We start from the raw sequence: 17,631 nt of genomic DNA, 5'->3' as shown, positions 1-17,631 counted from the left end.
TTGTGTTAAACAATAATCTGACGCAGTTGAGTTGGTAAGGTAAGATACAAGGCGCATCGTTAATGATGCGCTTTTTTTTCGCGCAGCAGCATGAAGGGCTGTCGCAAGGAATGCTGGGTTTATTTAGACCTGCGCAACAGTTTTTATCCATATTACAGCGGAGTATTGTCACATTATGATGGACAATTTACGCGCGGCCGCTAATAACGTCGTGCTCAAAATCATTCTGGCCTTGATCATGTTGTCCTTTATCCTGACTGGGGTTGGCAGCTATCTGATTGGTGGTTCCAACGACTTCGCCGCCAAAGTTAATGGCCAAGAGATTAGTCGTGCTCAGTTAGAACAGGCTGTACAGAGTGAACGTGGCCGTTTGCAACAGCAATTGGGTGAACAGTTCTCCGCGCTGGCCGCGAATGAAGGCTACATGCTACAACTGCGTCAGCAGGTACTTGGGCAGTTGGTCAACAATATGTTACTTGACCAATATGCTAAAAAATTAGGCCTGACTGCCAGTGACGAACAAGTCAAAGATGCTATCCGCTTGGCACCTTATTTCCAGACTGATGGAAAGTTCGACAACAGCAAATATCTTGAGCTAGTTAATCGAATGGGTTACACCCCAGACCAATTCGCTCAATTGCAGCGTCAGCAGCTAATTAATCAACAATTGCTGCAAGCCTTTGGTGATACTGGCTTTGTGCTGCCTGTTGAAGCACAGGCGATGTCAGAGCTGATTTTGCAGCAACGTGAAGTCCGTCTGGCAACACTGGACCTCAAAGCACTTCAAGCACAGCAGAAAGTGACTGATGAAGAGCTGCAAGCATATTACGATCAAAACAAAAATAGCTTCATTGCACCGGAACAGATGAAAATCAGTTTCATTGCGATGGACGCCGCGGTGATGCAGGACAAAATTACCGTTACTGAAGAAGATATCACCGCATATTACGATCAGCACAAAAGCAGCTATACCCAGCCAGAACAGCGCAACTACAGTGTTATCCAGTTTAAAACTGAAGCTGAAGCCAAAGCCGCGTTGGAAGAGCTGAAAAAAGGTGCTGATTTTGCTGCGATGGCAAAAGAGAAGTCGACTGATATCATTTCCCGCAAGAATGGCGGTGAATTGGGTTGGTTGGAGCCAGAAACAACAGCGGATGAACTGAAACAAGCAAATCTAACCGAGAAAGGCCAATTATCTGATGTCGTTAAATCGTCAGTTGGCTATTTGATTGTCCGTTTAAATGACATCAAGCCAGAACAGGTTAAACCGCTGTCAGAAGTTCATGAAGCACTGGCTAAACAGGTTAAGCAGGAAAAAGCGGTTGATGCTTATTACGCGTTACAGCAAAAAGTCAGCGAAGCAGCTACCAGCGATAACGAATCTCTGGCTTCGGCTGAAGAAGCCGCTGGCGCGAAAGCTCAGCAAACAACTTGGTTCACCCGTGATGCTGTGCCAGCAGAGATTAATTTCAAACCTGTTGTGCAGGCCATCTTTGAGGGCAACTTGGTAGGCGAAAACGGCTCGCCTGGCAGCAACTCAGATGTCATTACTGTTGATGGCGACCGTGCTTTTGTGATTCGCATTGACGGCCACAAACCTGAAGGTATTGAGCCATTTGATCAAGTTCGTGATCAAGTTGCCGAACTGGTAAAACGTCAGAAAGCAGAACAATTGGCTCGTGTTGATGGTGAGAAGATCCTGACCGCGCTGAAACAAGGTAAAGGCGAAGAAGCCATGAAAGCTGCGGGCATCAGTTTCGGTGAGAAGAAAACCTTGTCACGGGCACCTGATGATGACCAGTTAGTGCAGACTATCTTTGCATTACCTCATCCGCAAAAAGATCAGCCGGTATATGGCTTATCTCAGGACCGTCAAGACAACATTGTATTGATCGAACTGTTATCTGTGACGCCGGGTAAATTACCGGAGGGTGAAATGAAGGCCTTTACCGCGAAAATGCAAGAAGGGTCTAGCGGTGTGACTTTTGATGCACTGATGGCAAACTTGCATAAACAGGCGACCATTAAGATGGGGCCTGCGGAGCAACAGCAGCCGCAGTAATAATCGCAATAGCTCTCGCATTCATTTGCAACTCGATGTAACAACGAAAGGTCGCTTTGGCGACCTTTCGCATATCTAAAATCTGTCCTTTGCGACAAATTGGAGGCTGAGGCAAGGTAGGCATGCTGTCAAACACAAGGAGGATACAGCATGAAATTCATAGGAAAATTATTTGTAATAACAGCATTATTGGTGGGCTTTAATATCCAATCTTTAGCTTATGCCACTCCGGCTCCTGTTGAAAATAAAACGCTCAACCCATCCGGCAAGCCCCCTGCCAAGGGGAATGCCATCCCCAATATCCCTGCAAAAAACACGCATGATAAAATGATGGTAACAGCGCCAGCAAACAGTTCTCTGGAGAATTCTCACAGTCATATAAATATTAATAGTGCTGATGCAGAGCAATTGGCGCAGTTTCTTAGCGGGGTAGGCAGGAAAAAAGCTGAAGCTATTGTTAATTATCGTGAGCAGTTTGGGTTTTTCACTGATGCAGAACAACTGCTTGAAGTTCCAGGCATTGGCCCCTCTTTCTTAGAGCGGAATCGCACCAAGCTTAGAATGTAAACGCGAGTTACCAGAGTCAATAGGGTAGTCAGACAGGTGCTGTGGGTATTTGTCTGGCTGTTTCACCATGAATAACTTCCAGTATTTCATAATGTAAGGTGCAATTGTCAGGTGAAACTGTGACGTTAATCCAGATTATATAGTAACCAAGGGATGAAGTGATTTTCCTCTGCTATTCTTCTCTCTTGAGGTCATACCAGTTGTGTCTGTCCCTTTATAATTACAATTAACTATCTGGAGAAGTTCATCGCCATGCATACTCATATCAAAGTCAGGGGTTTCCATATTGATGTTTTTCAACATGTTAATAATGCCCGATACTTAGAGTTTCTCGAAGAAGCCCGCTGGGAATGGCTTGATGGTGAGCCAGCAGCACAATGGATGGCTGAAAACCAAATCGCTTTTATTGTGGTTAATATCAATATTAATTATCGCCATCCCGCAGTTTTGGGAGACTTGCTGCGAATTGATAGCCAACTATTAAGGTTGAATGGAAAAAGTGGCGTGATGAAACAGGCGGTCACGTTAGAACCTGAGTTAATTCCCGTGGCCGATGCTGAATTGACTTTTGTTTGTATAGATTTACGTAGCCAAAAGGCATTACCGATTGATGGAGAACTGCGCGAAAAGCTCCAAGAATTTATTGATCGAGGGCTCTAAAGGGGGCGCTGTTATTGACAGAGATATACCTCGCTCTCAGTGAGCGAGGCCATAAAAGCTGGGGCAAGTGTTCACTCAGTAGTAAAGAGTCAAACCAGCCCAGTTTTTTGTTTTAGGTTTAACAGGACGTTAGCTTTATTAGCCAGATAAAATTCCAGACCTTTGGCCCTTAAGTGGCAGGCAGCGCACTGACCGCAACCCTCACCCATAATCCCATTATAGCAGGTTAGGGTGTCATGGCGGACACGGTCAAGTTGCTGATAATAATCAGCTAGTGCCCAAGTCTCGGCTTTATCCAGCCACATCAGCGGGGTAATGAATGCGATATCTCGGCCAATACCTAAATCTATTGCTTGGTTGAGAGCTTTTACAAATTCATCCCGGCAATCTGGGTAACCAGAGAAATCAGTTTCACAGACACCAGTAATCACTGCCTGGGCTTGAACCTGATAGGCATAAATAGCCGCCAAGGTCAGAAAAAGAATATTACGACCCGGGACAAATGTGCTGGGGAGCGAGTTACCCTCATCTTCACTGTAAGTCGGCACCGGAATATTGTCTCGGGTCAGGCTGCTGACGGCTAACTCATTGAGCATTCCCACATCCAGAACCTTGTGGGCTTTGGCACCAAGTTGGATTGCCAGCTTGCGAGCAACATCGATTTCTGCACGGTGTCGCTGCCCGTAATCGAAAGTAATGCTGTGGACTTCATCATACTGCTGTAATGCTTGAATTAAGCAGGTTGTGGAGTCTTGTCCACCACTAAAAACAACTACGGCACGTTTCATCCTGTTACCTTGTCCGGCGGTGAGTGTTAAAACATAAATCTCACAGCAAAATTAAAAACTGGCGGTATGGTACTCAGATAACACGAGAAAAGGTAGCCACCGGAGTGTGGTTATCAGACAGTTGCCGGAGGCAGCCACGCCTGGCTGAAGTCGAACCAACCGTAAGCTGTTAACGTTACACCATTAATTCGTGGTGGGGCGTTGACCTGATATTGATAGTTAAACAGGGGCAGAATCAGCCCGGACAGCATCAGATTATTATAATGTTCCCGCAATTGGCGAAAGCGTTCAGGAGTTTGCTCGATTTGCTGAATATGAGTCAGCGTTTTTTGCTGTCGCTCCTGCTGCTGAGTTGAGAGGATGCCGCGCCACAGTGGATCAAGCCGGAGCCAGCTTTCCATCGTCGCTTCAGGGGATTCACCGACTAAATGGTCTGCTAATAATAAGTCAGATTCTTCAATTTGATGGGTATCTTTCCACTGTTTATCATGGCTGGCACGGATTTCTAGTGCGCAACCTTGTGCCGCCAGCACCGCCTTTAGCTGCTCGGCGACACTTTTAAGCTCCATCGGTGGTTGATATATCAGTATCAGATGGGCTGGTAGTGGTGGTGAGTCTTCCTCACACGTAAACTGCGGAATAGGCCAACCAGGTAGCATTTCATGACTTGGCGTTATAATTCCACGACGGATAGAAAGATCCTCCAGTATTTCGGAAGTTTGCACTAACATCAATAACTTGGCGATTTGTTGGGGTGTCATATTACAGCGGTGCTGATTAATTGCCAGATAGCAAAATCCCAGACTCATACTGCGCTGAACAGGGAGAGCTAAGGGGAAATCCTCTTCCTGACCAATGGTAATGCGCACCGGATGTTGGCAACTCCCGTCTGCTGATGGTGCCATTAGGTTTGGGGTTATCCAGTATTCGATGATTTCCAGATAAGGGTGCTGCAAATGGTAAAACTCATGTTGTTCCAGCCGTACCAAATGCTGCTCGAAAGTCGCCAGCTTAAAGGGGCCAGCGCCTAGCAGTGGATGGTCCGGGTGAAATAATCGGCAGGGTAAGTCAGCCAATCGATGAGCTAACCAGTAGTCTGGCTGAGAAAGTGTAAATTGTAGACATAAGGCGTGGGGCAGGGTAATGGACAAAATGCTGGCAAAACTAGGCTGGCTGCGTGTATTTGCCCGCAGCAGATCCAACGTCTGCAATAATTGTTGGCCGTGAATGCGTTCCCCATTATGCCAACGTAATTGGCTGCGTAAAAAAAATTGCCAGGTTAGGCCATCATCACTGACTTGCCAATGATGGGCCAAGTCCGGTTTGGGGTGTGGATCGCCGGTATTAAAACGAGTTAGACCTGCGTGTAAAGTATAAATCAGGTGTTGCTCAGCCCGGCCAGTGGCGGTAAGTGGATTTAAGGGTTCAAGCGTACGGTAATAAGGAATACGCAATACTGGGCTGTCTGCTTGCCATTGCCCCCCCATATGCGGGTTCAGTAAGGTTTGTAGACGTTCGGGTTCCAGTTGAGCTAATTCAAGTGCAGCTTGATGATCACCTTGCTCGAGAAACCCTTGCAGATAGCTTGCCCGAAGCATGTCGGGGCTTTTCAGGCATTGCAGTTGCGCCCGTTTTCCTCGTCCCACTTGCGAGTGCCAACTGAGCCAGCCATTAGCCTGTAGTTGTTGTATTAAGGTGCGAGCATGGCGTTCACTGCAAAATAACAGACCTGCGACCTCGCCTACCGTAGTCGCGGCTAACTTATCGCCAAATTTTTGATACAAACGCTGATATTGGGTAAGCCGATGAATAACGCGCATAATTAACAACCTACCTATTAGGGCTATTTTATTTGCCATCTTTCGCTATGAAAACGAAGAATGACTACGCTCGTAAAATGTACGTATTTTGCCCTCTTTTTAGGGGCTGGCTATAAATCAGGAATAGTTTAAATTATTTGTTCACTATTAGTTCCGTAAATACTACGCCATAATTTTACACATACCATTAGTTTCACTCTTTGTGAGGTTTTGAATGTACCGTTTAGCCGCTTTTGATATGGATGGAACCTTACTGATGCGCGACCATAGGATTGGTGGTGCGACATTAAATGCGTTACACCAGTTAGTGGAAAACGGGATGATTCTGACCTTTGCTACCGGTCGGCATTACCTTGATATGAAAGGAATTCTATCTCATTCAGGCATTAACGGTTATTTAATTACCGGCAATGGCACCCGAGTGTGTGACATGGAGGGTATGCCCTTATATGGTATGGATTTACCTGAGGAATTGGTGGGGTTTGTGCTGCGAACGCCCTGGCAGACAAATGCCAGTATTCATATTTTCCGCGATGATGGTTGGTTCACTGATTACAATGATCCAGCATTGTTGGCGGCCCATCAAACCAGTAGTTTTCAGTTCCAACTGACCGCGTTAGATGCATTGCCGCAGACTGGTAACCACAAAATTTGCTTTATTGCACCACATCAGGAGTTGGTTGAGCTCAAAATTCAGCTCGAGCAGCAAATGGCGGGCAACGCCGATTTCTGTTTTTCAGCAGTGGATTGTCTCGAAATGTTGCCTCGTGGTTGTAACAAAGGGGCTGCTTTAGAGCGATTAAGCCACCACCTAGATTTAACCCTGGCAGATTGCATGGCATTTGGCGATGCAATGAATGATAAAGAAATGTTGTCGCGAGTCGGCCGTGGTTTAGTCATGGGCAATGCATTACCACAATTGAAACAAGAGTTACCCCAATTACAAGTTATTGGTCGCTGCGAGGAACAAGGCGTAGCTCACTATTTGCAACATTGGCTAAGTTCACCACACCTCACCTATTCCCCCGAATTCTGAGGTATATCTTCGGGTTATTGGGCTGGTACCAATGACTTTGAAGATAACTATTAGCCAACCGGATAACCATCCGGTTTTTTTCTTTCAAAAGGGCCTGTTTTAAGGCCCTTTTATCAATTAGTTACAGGTTATTTAATTCATTACGGAATGGTGTTAGATCGCCGATGTTATGACTCACCCATTGGGTATCGAAATAGGTATCAAGATAACGCTCACCGCTATCACACAGTAATGTCACGATAGCGCCGGTTTTACCCTGCTCACGCATCTGCTTAGCTAATTGTAATGCTCCCCAGACATTAGTACCGGTGGAAGCGCCTACTTTGCGCCCCAGAATACCTTCCAACCAATGGATGGTGGCAACACTGGCGGCATCTGGAACACGTAGCATGCTATCGATGACTTCCGGAATGAATGATGGCTCAGCCCGTGGCCGACCAATCCCTTCAATCCGGCTACCGCAACTGCCCGTTACGGTGCGGTCACCATTGCAGAAACAATCATAAAATACTGAGTTTTCTGGATCGACAACCACCAGTTGGGTATCGTGCCCTTGGTAGCGAATGTAACGGCCCAAAGTTGCGGAGGTACCGCCAGTACCTGCACTCATCACAATATAGTCAGGAACAGGAAAAGGCTCGCGGGCCATTTGGCGGAAGATACTGTCGGCAATGTTATTATTCCCGCGCCAATCAGTCGCCCGCTCAGCATAAGTAAACTGGTCCATATAGTGGCCGTTAAGCTCACGCGCCAATTGCTCTGAGGCCGCATAGATTTGCCCGGCATGGTCGACAAAATGGCATTGGCCGCCATAGAAGGTGATTTGCTCAACTTTACGTCGGGCGGTGCAACTGGGCATCACGGCGATAAATGGCAAACCAATCAAACGGGCAAAATACGCCTCAGACACAGCCGTGCTTCCGGAGGAGGCCTCAATTATTGTGGTGTTTTCTTTAATCCAGCCGTTACACAAGCCATAGAGAAACAGTGAGCGAGCCAAACGGTGCTTTAAGCTGCCGGTCGGATGTGTACTTTCATCTTTTAAATAGAGATAAATGCCGGGAAATGCTGGCAAATTTAGGCGGATCAGGTGTGTATCAGCGGAGCGTTGAAAATCGGCTTCTATTTCACTGATAGCATTTTTTACCCAAGTGTTGGTCATTTTATGGCCTGCGATGTAGGGAGTAAACTTATGATAACTAGACTAACGGTTATTAAAGAAAAAAACGTTGCTATTTTTACTTCTTTATCGCCAAATGGTAGAAATTTATTCTATGGTTTATCGTTATGTTAGATAAAACTGACCGCAAGCTCCTGTGTATGTTGCAAGAAGATTGCACGCAATCACTGCAAGTGCTGGCCGAAGCCGTCAATTTGACCTCCACTCCTTGTTGGAAACGCTTGAAACGCCTTGAGGATGAGGGGTTTATCCGTGGACGAGTGGCATTATTAGACAGTGAAAAATTAGGATTAGGACTCACCGCATTTGTACTGATCAAGACTCAGCAGCATAATAGCGGTTGGTATCAAGAGTTTGTCGAGTTCACCAAGCAGATGCCAGAGGTGCTGGCGTTCTATCGCATGGCCGGAGAATACGACTATTTAATGCAGGTTGAAGTTGCCGATATGAAAAGCTATGACAGTTTCTATAAGCGCATGGTTAACGGGGTTCCGGGGCTAATTGATGTGACATCGAGCTTTGCGATGGAAAAGATTAAATACACCACAGTGTTACCTGTTCCTGAGTGATTACCCATCATTTTCAAACAGCAGGTGTGTTGGCTGCTTGAAATCTATTGGGTATAAAAAATCATTTTAGCGATGGTATTCTACTTCCCTGTCGCATTTAGCGAATAAATACCGATGTTATTCGGTGTTAGACCATGGAATAAAACTGCGTGAGATTGTTTGCACAATTAGGCTGGTATTTCCGCCGTGAGTGGCGCCGCTATGTGGGGGCGGTGTTGCTGCTGATCATTATTGCTATCTTGCAATTACTGCCGCCTAAATTGGTCGGGGTCATTGTTGATGGTATCAGCACAAAACAGATGTCGACCAATATGTTATTAACGTGGATAGGCGTGATGCTGGTGACGGCTATCGTGGTCTATCTGTTGCGTTATGTCTGGCGAGTTTTACTTTTTGGTGCCTCCTATCAGTTAGCTGTAGAGTTGCGTATGAAATTTTATCGTCAACTCAGCCAGCAAGCTCCCGGATTCTATTTACGTCACCGCACGGGTGATTTAATGGCGCGCGCGACAAATGACGTCGATAGAGTGGTCTTTGCTGCCGGTGAGGGGGTGTTGACACTGGTGGATTCGCTGGTGATGGGGTGCGCTGTGTTGATTGTCATGAGCACCCAAATTAGTTGGGAATTGACCCTCTTGTCACTGCTCCCGATGCCGGTCATGGCGGTGGTTATCAAATATTATGGTGACCAATTGCATCAGCGTTTTAAATCCGCGCAAGGGGCATTTTCGAGTCTGAATAATCAGGCGCAGGAAAGCCTTACCAGTATTCGCATGATTAAAGCTTTTGGTTTGGAAGATAGTCAGTCGCAGCAATTTGCCAAGGTTGCTGAAGAAGCCGGCGCCAGGAATATGTATGTCGCGCGCATTGATGCCCGCTTTGATCCGACCATTTATATTGCTATCGGTATCGCAAATTTATTGGCTATCGGCGGCGGCAGCTGGATGGTGGTTAATCACAGCATCACTCTGGGGCAGCTGACCAGCTTTGTTATGTATTTGGGGCTGATGATTTGGCCTATGTTGGCATTGGCGTGGATGTTCAATATTGTAGAACGCGGCAGTGCTGCTTATAGTCGTATCCGCAGTTTGTTGGAAGAAGCGCCAGTGGTAAAAGATGGTGAGATAGCGTTATCAAGCAACCGTGGCACTTTAGTGGTGAATATTCGCCATTTTTATTACCCAGAAGCTGAACAGCCCGCTTTGCATGATGTGTCTTTGAAATTGGCTCCGGGGCAGATGCTGGGGTTATGCGGGCCAACAGGTTCCGGTAAAAGTACTTTATTGGCATTAATTCAACGGCAATTTGATATTGATGATGGCGCAATTTGTTATCAGGGATATCCGCTGTCAGATATCCGGCTGCATGACTGGCGTGGGCGCTTATCCGTGGTCAGTCAGACACCATTTTTATTCTCTGACACGGTCGCCGGTAATATTGCATTGGGGAAACCAGATGCGACTCAAGAACAGATTGAGCGGGCTGCTCGTTTAGCGAGTGTGCACGAAGATATTTTACGTCTTCCTCAAGGCTATGACACCGAGGTGGGTGAGCGCGGTGTGATGCTGTCCGGTGGGCAAAAACAGCGTATTTCCATTGCTCGGGCACTGCTACTGGATACAGAGATTCTTATCCTTGATGATGCGCTCTCAGCGGTTGATGGTCAGACTGAGCATCAAATCTTAAAAAATTTACGGGAGTGGGGCGAACACCGCACGGTGATTATCAGCGCCCACCGTCTTTCAGCCTTAACTGAAGCCAGTGAGATTTTGGTAATGCAGCACGGTGGCGTGATGCAGCGTGGCACTCATAACACATTGGTTAATCAGTCCGGGTGGTATCGGGAAATGTACCGCTATCAACAATTGGAGGCCGCATTGGATGACGGTGAGTCGGAGGCCAAAACCGATGAGTAAAGTTCAACAACTTTGGCCGACACTAAAACGTCTGCTTTCCTACGGCTCGCCCTATCGTAAACCATTAGGATTGGCGGTATTGATGCTGTGGATTGCCGCCGCCGCAGAGGTCAGCGGCCCACTGTTGATCAGTTATTTCATTGATCACGTGGTAGCGAAGGGCACATTACCTTTGGGGCTAGTCAGTGGGTTAGCGTTAGCTTATTTGCTGCTGCAATTGCTGGCGGCTGCATTGCACTATTTTCAGGCATTACTGTTTAATCGCGCGGCGGTGGGAGTCGTTCAGCGGCTACGTATTGAAGTTATGGATGCTGCGTTACGTCAGCCTCTCAGTGCTTTTGATACCCAACCTGTCGGGCAATTGATTTCCCGTGTTACGAATGACACCGAAGTCATAAAAGATTTGTATGTGATGGTGGTGTCCACGGTATTGAAAAGTGCTGCGTTAATTGGCGCAATGCTGGTGGCGATGTTTAGTCTGGATTGGCGTATGGCGCTGATTTCTATTTGTATTTTCCCCGCAGTGCTGGTCGTGATGGCTATTTTTCAACGTTATAGCACCCCAGTCGTACGTCGGGTTCGCGCTTATTTGGCGGATATTAATGATGGTTTTAATGAAGTCATTAATGGCATGGGTGTTATTCAACAGTTCCGCCAGCAGGCCCGTTTTGGCGAGCGCATGGAGTCGGCCAGCCGCGCACATTATGCGGCGCGGATGCAAACATTGCGTCTGGAGGGTTTCCTATTACGCCCGCTGCTAAGTCTATTTTCTGCCATGGTGCTGTGTGGTTTATTGTTGCTTTTCGGCTTCAGTCCAGAAGGTTCAGTTGGCGTTGGGGTGCTGTATGCATTCATTAATTATCTTGGTCGCCTTAATGAACCATTAATTGAATTGACATCACAGCAGTCGATTATGCAACAGGCCGTCGTGGCGGGTGAGCGTATTTTTGATCTGATGGATCGTGCCCAGCAAGGCTACGGGACTGATGACCGCCCGCTGACCAGTGGTCGTATTCAGGTTAATAATGTCAGCTTTTCTTATCGTAACGATAAAATGGTGCTGCAAAACATTTCCCTTGATGTGCCGTCACACGGGTTTATTGCATTGGTTGGGCACACCGGCAGTGGCAAAAGCACCTTGGCAAACTTGTTGATGGGTTATTACCCGGTGCAGCAAGGCGAGATTTTGCTTGATGGGCGGCCGCTGGCGAAGTTATCACATCAGACATTGCGACAGGGGGTTGCGATGGTGCAGCAAGACCCGGTTGTATTAGCGGATTCGTTTTTTGCTAATGTGACGCTAGGGCGTGATATCAGTGAGCAACAAGTGTGGGATGCCCTGGAAACTGTGCAACTGGCGCCATTAGTCCATGCTCTGCCTAATGGGTTGCACAGCTTGCTCGGGGAGCAGGGCAATACATTATCCGTTGGGCAAAAACAGCTATTGGCCATGGCTCGGGTATTGGTGCAGGCACCACAGATTCTGATTTTGGATGAAGCAACTGCGAATATTGACTCGGGCACTGAACAGGCCATCCAGCGGGCATTGCAGTTAATCCGGAAAAATACCACGCTGGTGGTGATAGCTCATCGTCTTTCGACGATTGTCGATGCAGATACTATTTTGGTATTGCACCGTGGAGTGGCCGTTGAACAAGGTAAGCATCAAGAGCTGCTGGCGGCACGCGGGCGTTATTATCAAATGTACCAGATGCAATTAGTCAGTGAAGATTTGGCGGCTATTGATCAAGTTGAAACCACTGTAAGTTAAAGGGCTGTCTGTGGGGCCACACGGCCCCGCACCATAATCAGGCAAAGCCATCGCGCAGAAACGTCTCTGTGCACTTTTGTGACATGCCTCGCACTAATTTAGTGCACAAAAACTATTCAATCTTAATTATCCCGCCATGCACCCTCTGGGGTGCGCATCTCCATCGCCCTTAATTCGCCTTTTCGATACTAAATTCTCGCAAATATTATTTATGGCATAGCCTTTGCTTCTCTTGTTGAGAGAAAGGTAAGTGTCTTGTGGAAGATAAGTATTTCGTGGCAGACATGCATTCGACTTAAATCGAGAAGGGGCAAATATGAAGCTGGTTACCGTGGTGATTAAACCATTTAAGTTGGAGGATGTGCGTGAAGCCTTGTCCTCTGTAGGTATTCAGGGGCTGACCGTCACCGAAGTAAAAGGATTTGGTCGCCAGAAAGGGCATGCAGAACTCTATCGGGGAGCGGAATACAGTGTCAATTTCTTACCTAAAGTGAAGATTGATATCGCTATTGCTGATGATCAATTGGATGAAGTGATTGATGTGATCAGCAAGGCCGCTTATACCGGAAAAATTGGTGATGGCAAAATTTTCGTTGCTGAATTGCAACGTGTTATTCGCATTCGTACCGGCGAAACAGACGAAGCAGCACTGTAATTTGCAGGCTCAAATTTAGTGAATAGGGATGGGTTGATGATGAAAAAACTTTTATCCGTGTTGGGCCTAAGTTCGGTAGCAATGCTGCCCTCTTTGGCAATGGCCGCAGCACCCGCTGTAGCTGACAAAGCCGATAATGCCTTTATGATGATTTGCACCGCTTTGGTGCTGTTTATGACGGTACCCGGTATTGCCCTGTTCTACGGCGGCCTGCTGCGTTCCAAAAACGTATTGTCGATGATGACCCAGGTTATGGTGAGCTTTGCCCTGATTTGTGTGCTGTGGATTTTGTACGGTTACAGCCTGGCGTTCAGTGCCGGTAACGCATTCTTCGGTAACTTCGACATGGCGATGCTCAAAGGCATCGGTTTGACTAGCTTGAGTGGCACGTTCTATCAATATATCCATGTGGTGTTCCAGGCCTCATTCGCCTGCATCACCGTCGCTCTGGTCGTGGGTTCATTTGCTGAACGTATCCGCTTCTCCGCCGTGCTTATTTTTGCCGTGCTGTGGTTTACCTTCTCATATCTGCCGATGGCGCACATGGTATGGGGCGGCGGCTTCCTGGCAATGGACGGCGCACTAGACTTTGCTGGTGGTACTGTGGTGCATATTAACGCCGCGACTGCCGGTTTGGTTGGGGCCTACTTGCTGGGCAAACGTGCCGGTTTTGGTAAAGAAGCTTTCAAACCGCACAACTTACCGATGGTGTTCACCGGTACCGCAATTTTGTACATCGGCTGGTTTGGTTTCAATGCGGGTTCAGCCAGCGCCGCTAACGAAATTGCTGCACTTGCTTTCTTGAACACAGTTGTTGCGACAGCAGGAGCCATTCTTTCTTGGGTATTTGCTGAGTGGATTTTACGCGGCAAACCATCACTGTTAGGTGCGTGTTCAGGGTGTATCGCCGGTTTGGTCGCGATTACACCAGCAGCCGGTACTGTGGGTGTCGGGGGCGCGCTGATTATCGGTTTGGTTGGTGGTGTTGCCGGTTTGTGGGGTGTGGTGCTGCTGAAAAAATGGCTGCGAGTGGATGATACCTGTGATGTGTTTGGTGTCCACGGCGTATGCGGGATTGTCGGGTGTATTCTGACCGGCGTCTTTACCTCCGCTTCTCTGGGCGGTACAGGTTACGCGGCTGGCGTCACCATGGGCCATCAGGTCGGGGTGCAGTTGTTTAGTGTCGGTGTCTGTTTGGTCTGGTCTGGTGTTGTTGCTTTCGTTGCCTACAAAATTGCTGACCTGGTGGTTGGCCTGCGGGTACCGGAAGAACAAGAACGCGAAGGTCTGGATGTTAACAGCCACGGCGAAAATGCATACAATCAGTAAGTTAAGAATGCCAATAAGTTATCACTGGCAGTAAAATAAATAATAATGATGGTAGCAACAGGGGCGATGGAAACATCGCCCCTTATATTTTGGTCATTACCGATGCAAACGAATAACACCTTCTTGCACCGTAGAGGCAACCAAGACCCCTTCGCGGTTATAGATTTGGCCGCGAACAAAGCCGCGAGCCCCTGAAGCTGATGTGCTTTCTACGGCATACAGCAGCCAGTCATCGAGACGGAATGGGCGGTGGAACCACATGGAATGATCGATTGTGGCGATTTGCACTCCCGGTTCAAGGAAACCAATACCGTGCGGCTGTAAGGCCGTCGGCAGGAAGTTAAAATCAGATGCATAACCCAGCAAATACTGGTGAACCCGCAAGTCATCCGGCATTTCGCCATTGGCGCGGAACCAGACGTAGCGGTTAGGTTCGGCTTTCGCGCCTTGCAGTGGATTGTGAAATTTCACCGGGCGCATTTCAATGGGCTGATGGCCGATAAACTTATCCCTGACTTTTTCGGGGATCAAATGGGCAAATTGGCGGGCAATATCCGTTTCAGACATGAGTCCTTCCGGCGCGGGAACATCCGGCATGGTATTTTGGTGTTCAAAGCCTTCTTCCAGGCTCTGGAATGACGCCGTCATATAGAAGATAGGTTTACCATTCTGAATCGCACTGACCCGACGCGCGCTGAAACTGTTGCCATCACGTAATGTTTCTACGTCATAAATAATGGGTTTGCTGCTGTCCCCTGGGCGTAAAAAATAGCTGTGAAATGAATGGACGGCCCGATCCGTGGGTACAGTTTGTTTTGCCGCATAAATTGCCTGACCAACAACCTGGCCACCAAATACTTGGCGCAAGCCCAGATCTTCACTTTGGCCACGGAAAATCCCTTCTTCAATTTTTTCCAGATCGAGTAGATCGAGCAATTTCTCTAATGCCTGGCTCATGTTGTGGCCCCTGATGATTGAGTTCATGCACAGTGTGCTGAATCCATCGGGTGGTCGTCAATATATTGCTGTGAAACGCTCATTCAGTTGAAAGTTATCTTATAAGGAATCGTCTGATAAATGGCTGAATCAGGAGGGAATCGGCAGGTAATAGCAGATTGTGCTATAATTAGCTTGCTAGGTGGTTGAAGCCACTTATTAAACGCGAGCTTTTTTGTGAATAGCTCGCATCTTAATAATAAGAAGGAGTGCGACCTATGAAACCTTGGCAATCAATAAAATTCTGGCAGATAGCGGGTGGGGCAGCATTGGTCGTCAGTTTGGCCGGCTGTGCTCATAAAGGGGCTGATGTTCCTGTTCCGGCGCCAGGTGGAACAACGACTGCGGCAGCACCTATTGCGCAACCTGCCGTACAGGGGACCGTGAATATCCGTGAGCGCATTGCATTGCCACCTGATGCTGTCGTCACGGTGACGCTGTCGGACGCCTCACTGGCTGATGCTCCAACACGGGTTATTGCTCAGAAAGCGATTCGAACCGAAGGTAAGCAAGCACCCTTTAGTTTTGCCTTGCCGTTTAACCCAGCAGAAATTCAGCCCAATGCGCGTATAATCGTGAGCGCGGCAATTACCCATAATGGGCAGTTATTGTTTATCACAGACACCATTCAGGAAGTGATTAATAATGGTAATGGTACTCAGGCTAATCTGCTGTTGATTCCGGTTACTTCTGTTGCCATTGAAACCGCGCCCACCGCCACAATGACAGGTACTGGGACGATACAGTAACTTTTTGAGCGGCTTTATGCGCTACAGAGTGTTGCTCTGTGGCGCTGAAGCTAGCTGTATTGCCAGCGATATTGCTGTAAGTCAATGCGCCCGGCTGGGCTAATTTCGATACCTTCCGCTAATAATGCATTTTTCTGCCTGAGATAATCCTCTCCTATTAACGATATTTCGCCATGGCGATTAATCACTCGATACCACGGTAATGCAGACCCTTCGGGTAAACGTTTCAGAACACCGCCAACTTGACGAGCAGCTCTGGGGGAGCCTATTAGCCGGGCAATATCACCATAGGTGGTCACGCGCCCATAAGGAATCGCTGCCACGACGTGAAATACTCGCTGGCGAAAGCTGTCGATTATCTGTGGGTCGTTTGGCTCTGGCGTGTTATCTGGGGCATCTGCTTCATCCAGGTTTTGTCGCTCAGTTTTGGGTGATATCACGGCGTCCTCTTTGTTATTTTTCTATCTGTTATTTTTCTATCTGTTATCTTCCAGATCACTGGGTATCTGCCACTCTCACTCCCGACCAATTTACCCCCCGCCAGATCTCTTTTGTTACCTTGGCATCTATTGAGTCGATAGGGTTTGTCGACGCCCACCGTGTAATTTAAATAAATAGAATGAGTAGAATAAATAGCATCATCGGTGCATTTTTTACCAGAATAAAAGAGATTTAATCCTAACGGGTCGGCAAACTGGGCAAGAAACCACCGGTTAGCGCGTGTTGTCTTGCTATTTCGAGGTCCATGGTCGATAATGCCCACCGCTCCAGAGTATAAGGAGCCGTCAACGTCAATGGAGGCCCTGTTGGTTCTCCCGCAACACTAACTTGTGAACTCGGTCAGATCCGGAAGGAAGCAGCCGCAGCAGGCGAGGTGTGTGCCGGGATGTAGCTGGCAGGGCCTCCACCATTTCTACTGATGACTTTCTCTCTGTCAGACGAACACAACTTCCCAATAAGCGCACAAAGCACACCGCTAAATAATGATATGAGATTTTTCTTATTTATTTGCCGGTGGGATTTTCTATTTGCATTTTGTTTTAGCAAATAATTAATAATATCTCTAAATTATTAGTATTCAGGTGGGAGCTAATAAATAAAAATAGCGCCAAAGCACAGCATCCCATAAATACCTTGATAACTTACAGGGCTTCATCCAGACACAGGCATGCAATAACGCGGGATTGGAGATAACCTTCAATACCGTACTTCACTGGGTTCTATCAAGACGTTTATCTAAAATTAAACACTTACGATCCGCTTGCTGCATTGAAGCCGATAACAATTACCGGCTCAACGTTGTGTGTCTTAACCAGCGTTAAGCAGACTATTTCACATGTTGCCAAACAGTAGGTGGAATTTTATCATAAAGTTTATTCATTGTGAGTTCAGCTAAGCGATGGTCTGCTGCTGAGTAAAACAATTCCAACTCATCATCTGAAAGTTCATACTTATTTTTTTCAATTACACGTTCCAATGTATCAATAGTCGTACATTTTCTTAAACGCATCAGGTAGTCAGTTTTTGTCATGG

16 protein-coding genes and 1 other RNA gene are annotated in these 17,631 nt (G+C 47.3%); 11 read left to right on the top strand and 6 right to left on the bottom strand.

Annotated elements, in window-relative coordinates; all coding sequences use genetic code 11:
- Nucleotides 1–175: 175 nt before the first annotated feature.
- The 3 genes from ppiD to F0T03_RS15975 all read left to right on the top strand — a co-directional run bounded on the left by ppiD (nucleotide 176) and on the right by F0T03_RS15975 (nucleotide 3,289).
- Nucleotides 176–2,062, top strand: coding sequence for a peptidylprolyl isomerase (ppiD, locus tag F0T03_RS15985; protein ID WP_159679442.1), 1,887 nt, complete (start codon nucleotides 176–178; stop codon nucleotides 2,060–2,062).
- Between the two features lie 150 nt (nucleotides 2,063–2,212).
- Entirely contained in the window at nucleotides 2,213–2,629 is a 417-nt protein-coding gene (locus F0T03_RS15980; RefSeq protein ID WP_159679440.1) for a ComEA family DNA-binding protein, read from the top strand.
- Nucleotides 2,630–2,881: 252 nt separating this feature from the next.
- Nucleotides 2,882–3,289, top strand: a complete 408-nt coding sequence (locus F0T03_RS15975) for an acyl-CoA thioesterase (RefSeq protein ID WP_159679438.1) — start codon at nucleotides 2,882–2,884, stop codon at nucleotides 3,287–3,289.
- A gap of 89 nt (nucleotides 3,290–3,378) precedes the next feature.
- Here the strand turns inward: F0T03_RS15975 and queC are convergent, their stop codons facing one another.
- Nucleotides 3,379–4,077, bottom strand: a complete 699-nt coding sequence (gene queC / locus F0T03_RS15970) for a 7-cyano-7-deazaguanine synthase QueC (RefSeq protein WP_159679436.1) — start codon at nucleotides 4,075–4,077, stop codon at nucleotides 3,379–3,381.
- Between the two features lie 113 nt (nucleotides 4,078–4,190).
- Nucleotides 4,191–5,897 (bottom strand): SgrR family transcriptional regulator, encoded by a 1,707-nt coding sequence (locus tag F0T03_RS15965; protein WP_159679435.1) that lies wholly within the window; start codon nucleotides 5,895–5,897, stop codon nucleotides 4,191–4,193.
- A 214-nt stretch (nucleotides 5,898–6,111) separates the two neighbouring features.
- Here F0T03_RS15965 and cof point away from each other — a divergent pair, with 214 nt between their 5' ends.
- Entirely contained in the window at nucleotides 6,112–6,933 is an 822-nt protein-coding gene (gene cof, locus F0T03_RS15960) for an HMP-PP phosphatase (RefSeq protein WP_159679434.1), read from the top strand.
- A gap of 121 nt (nucleotides 6,934–7,054) precedes the next feature.
- Here cof and F0T03_RS15955 read toward each other — a convergent pair whose 3' ends face one another.
- Nucleotides 7,055–8,095 carry a PLP-dependent cysteine synthase family protein gene (locus F0T03_RS15955; protein WP_145555751.1) on the bottom strand — a complete coding sequence of 347 codons (1,041 nt, stop codon included), beginning with the start codon at nucleotides 8,093–8,095 and terminating at the stop codon, nucleotides 7,055–7,057.
- A gap of 125 nt (nucleotides 8,096–8,220) precedes the next feature.
- Between F0T03_RS15955 and F0T03_RS15950 the strand changes: the two genes are divergently transcribed.
- The 5 genes from F0T03_RS15950 to amtB all read left to right on the top strand — a co-directional run bounded on the left by F0T03_RS15950 (nucleotide 8,221) and on the right by amtB (nucleotide 14,353).
- Nucleotides 8,221–8,682 carry an Lrp/AsnC family transcriptional regulator gene (locus F0T03_RS15950; protein WP_005163482.1) on the top strand — a complete coding sequence of 154 codons (462 nt, stop codon included), beginning with the start codon at nucleotides 8,221–8,223 and terminating at the stop codon, nucleotides 8,680–8,682.
- A 149-nt stretch (nucleotides 8,683–8,831) separates the two neighbouring features.
- The gene (locus F0T03_RS15945; RefSeq protein ID WP_159679433.1) at nucleotides 8,832–10,598 is read left to right on the top strand and encodes a SmdA family multidrug ABC transporter permease/ATP-binding protein; all 1,767 of its coding nucleotides are present in this window, start codon (nucleotides 8,832–8,834) and stop codon (nucleotides 10,596–10,598) included.
- On the top strand, nucleotides 10,591–12,369 hold the full coding sequence (locus F0T03_RS15940; RefSeq protein WP_159679432.1) for a SmdB family multidrug efflux ABC transporter permease/ATP-binding protein: 1,779 nt from the start codon (nucleotides 10,591–10,593) through the stop codon (nucleotides 12,367–12,369). The genes F0T03_RS15945 and F0T03_RS15940 overlap by 8 nt, the downstream gene beginning before the upstream one ends.
- A 316-nt stretch (nucleotides 12,370–12,685) precedes the next feature.
- Nucleotides 12,686–13,024 carry a P-II family nitrogen regulator gene (gene glnK / locus F0T03_RS15935; RefSeq protein WP_002208627.1) on the top strand — a complete coding sequence of 113 codons (339 nt, stop codon included), beginning with the start codon at nucleotides 12,686–12,688 and terminating at the stop codon, nucleotides 13,022–13,024.
- Between the two features lie 39 nt (nucleotides 13,025–13,063).
- Entirely contained in the window at nucleotides 13,064–14,353 is a 1,290-nt protein-coding gene (amtB, locus tag F0T03_RS15930; protein ID WP_162527046.1) for an ammonium transporter AmtB, read from the top strand.
- Nucleotides 14,354–14,449: 96 nt separating this feature from the next.
- Here the strand turns inward: amtB and tesB are convergent, their stop codons facing one another.
- Nucleotides 14,450–15,310 carry an acyl-CoA thioesterase II gene (gene tesB / locus F0T03_RS15925; RefSeq protein WP_145555755.1) on the bottom strand — a complete coding sequence of 287 codons (861 nt, stop codon included), beginning with the start codon at nucleotides 15,308–15,310 and terminating at the stop codon, nucleotides 14,450–14,452.
- Nucleotides 15,311–15,567: 257 nt separating this feature from the next.
- On the opposite strand from tesB, the gene F0T03_RS15920 reads away from it, so the two are divergent.
- Nucleotides 15,568–16,098 carry a YbaY family lipoprotein gene (locus tag F0T03_RS15920; RefSeq protein WP_145555756.1) on the top strand — a complete coding sequence of 177 codons (531 nt, stop codon included), beginning with the start codon at nucleotides 15,568–15,570 and terminating at the stop codon, nucleotides 16,096–16,098.
- Nucleotides 16,099–16,148: 50 nt separating this feature from the next.
- On the opposite strand, the gene F0T03_RS15915 is transcribed toward F0T03_RS15920, so the two are convergent.
- On the bottom strand, nucleotides 16,149–16,538 hold the full coding sequence (locus F0T03_RS15915) for an MGMT family protein (protein WP_145555757.1): 390 nt from the start codon (nucleotides 16,536–16,538) through the stop codon (nucleotides 16,149–16,151).
- Between the two features lie 364 nt (nucleotides 16,539–16,902).
- On the opposite strand from F0T03_RS15915, the gene ffs reads away from it, so the two are divergent.
- Nucleotides 16,903–16,999: signal recognition particle sRNA small type (ffs, locus tag F0T03_RS15910), an RNA gene on the top strand.
- 426 nt (nucleotides 17,000–17,425) lie between these two features.
- Here the strand turns inward: ffs and ymoA are convergent.
- Entirely contained in the window at nucleotides 17,426–17,629 is a 204-nt protein-coding gene (ymoA, locus tag F0T03_RS15905) for an expression modulating protein YmoA (RefSeq protein ID WP_002208622.1), read from the bottom strand.
- Nucleotides 17,630–17,631 lie beyond the last annotated feature (2 nt).

The sequence above is a fragment of the Yersinia canariae genome (assembly GCF_009831415.1).
In the GTDB taxonomy this organism is placed as follows: Bacteria; Pseudomonadota; Gammaproteobacteria; order Enterobacterales; family Enterobacteriaceae; genus Yersinia; species Yersinia canariae.
Note: the sequence above shows the minus strand (reverse complement) of the source record. Positions and strands in the feature narration are given on the sequence as shown.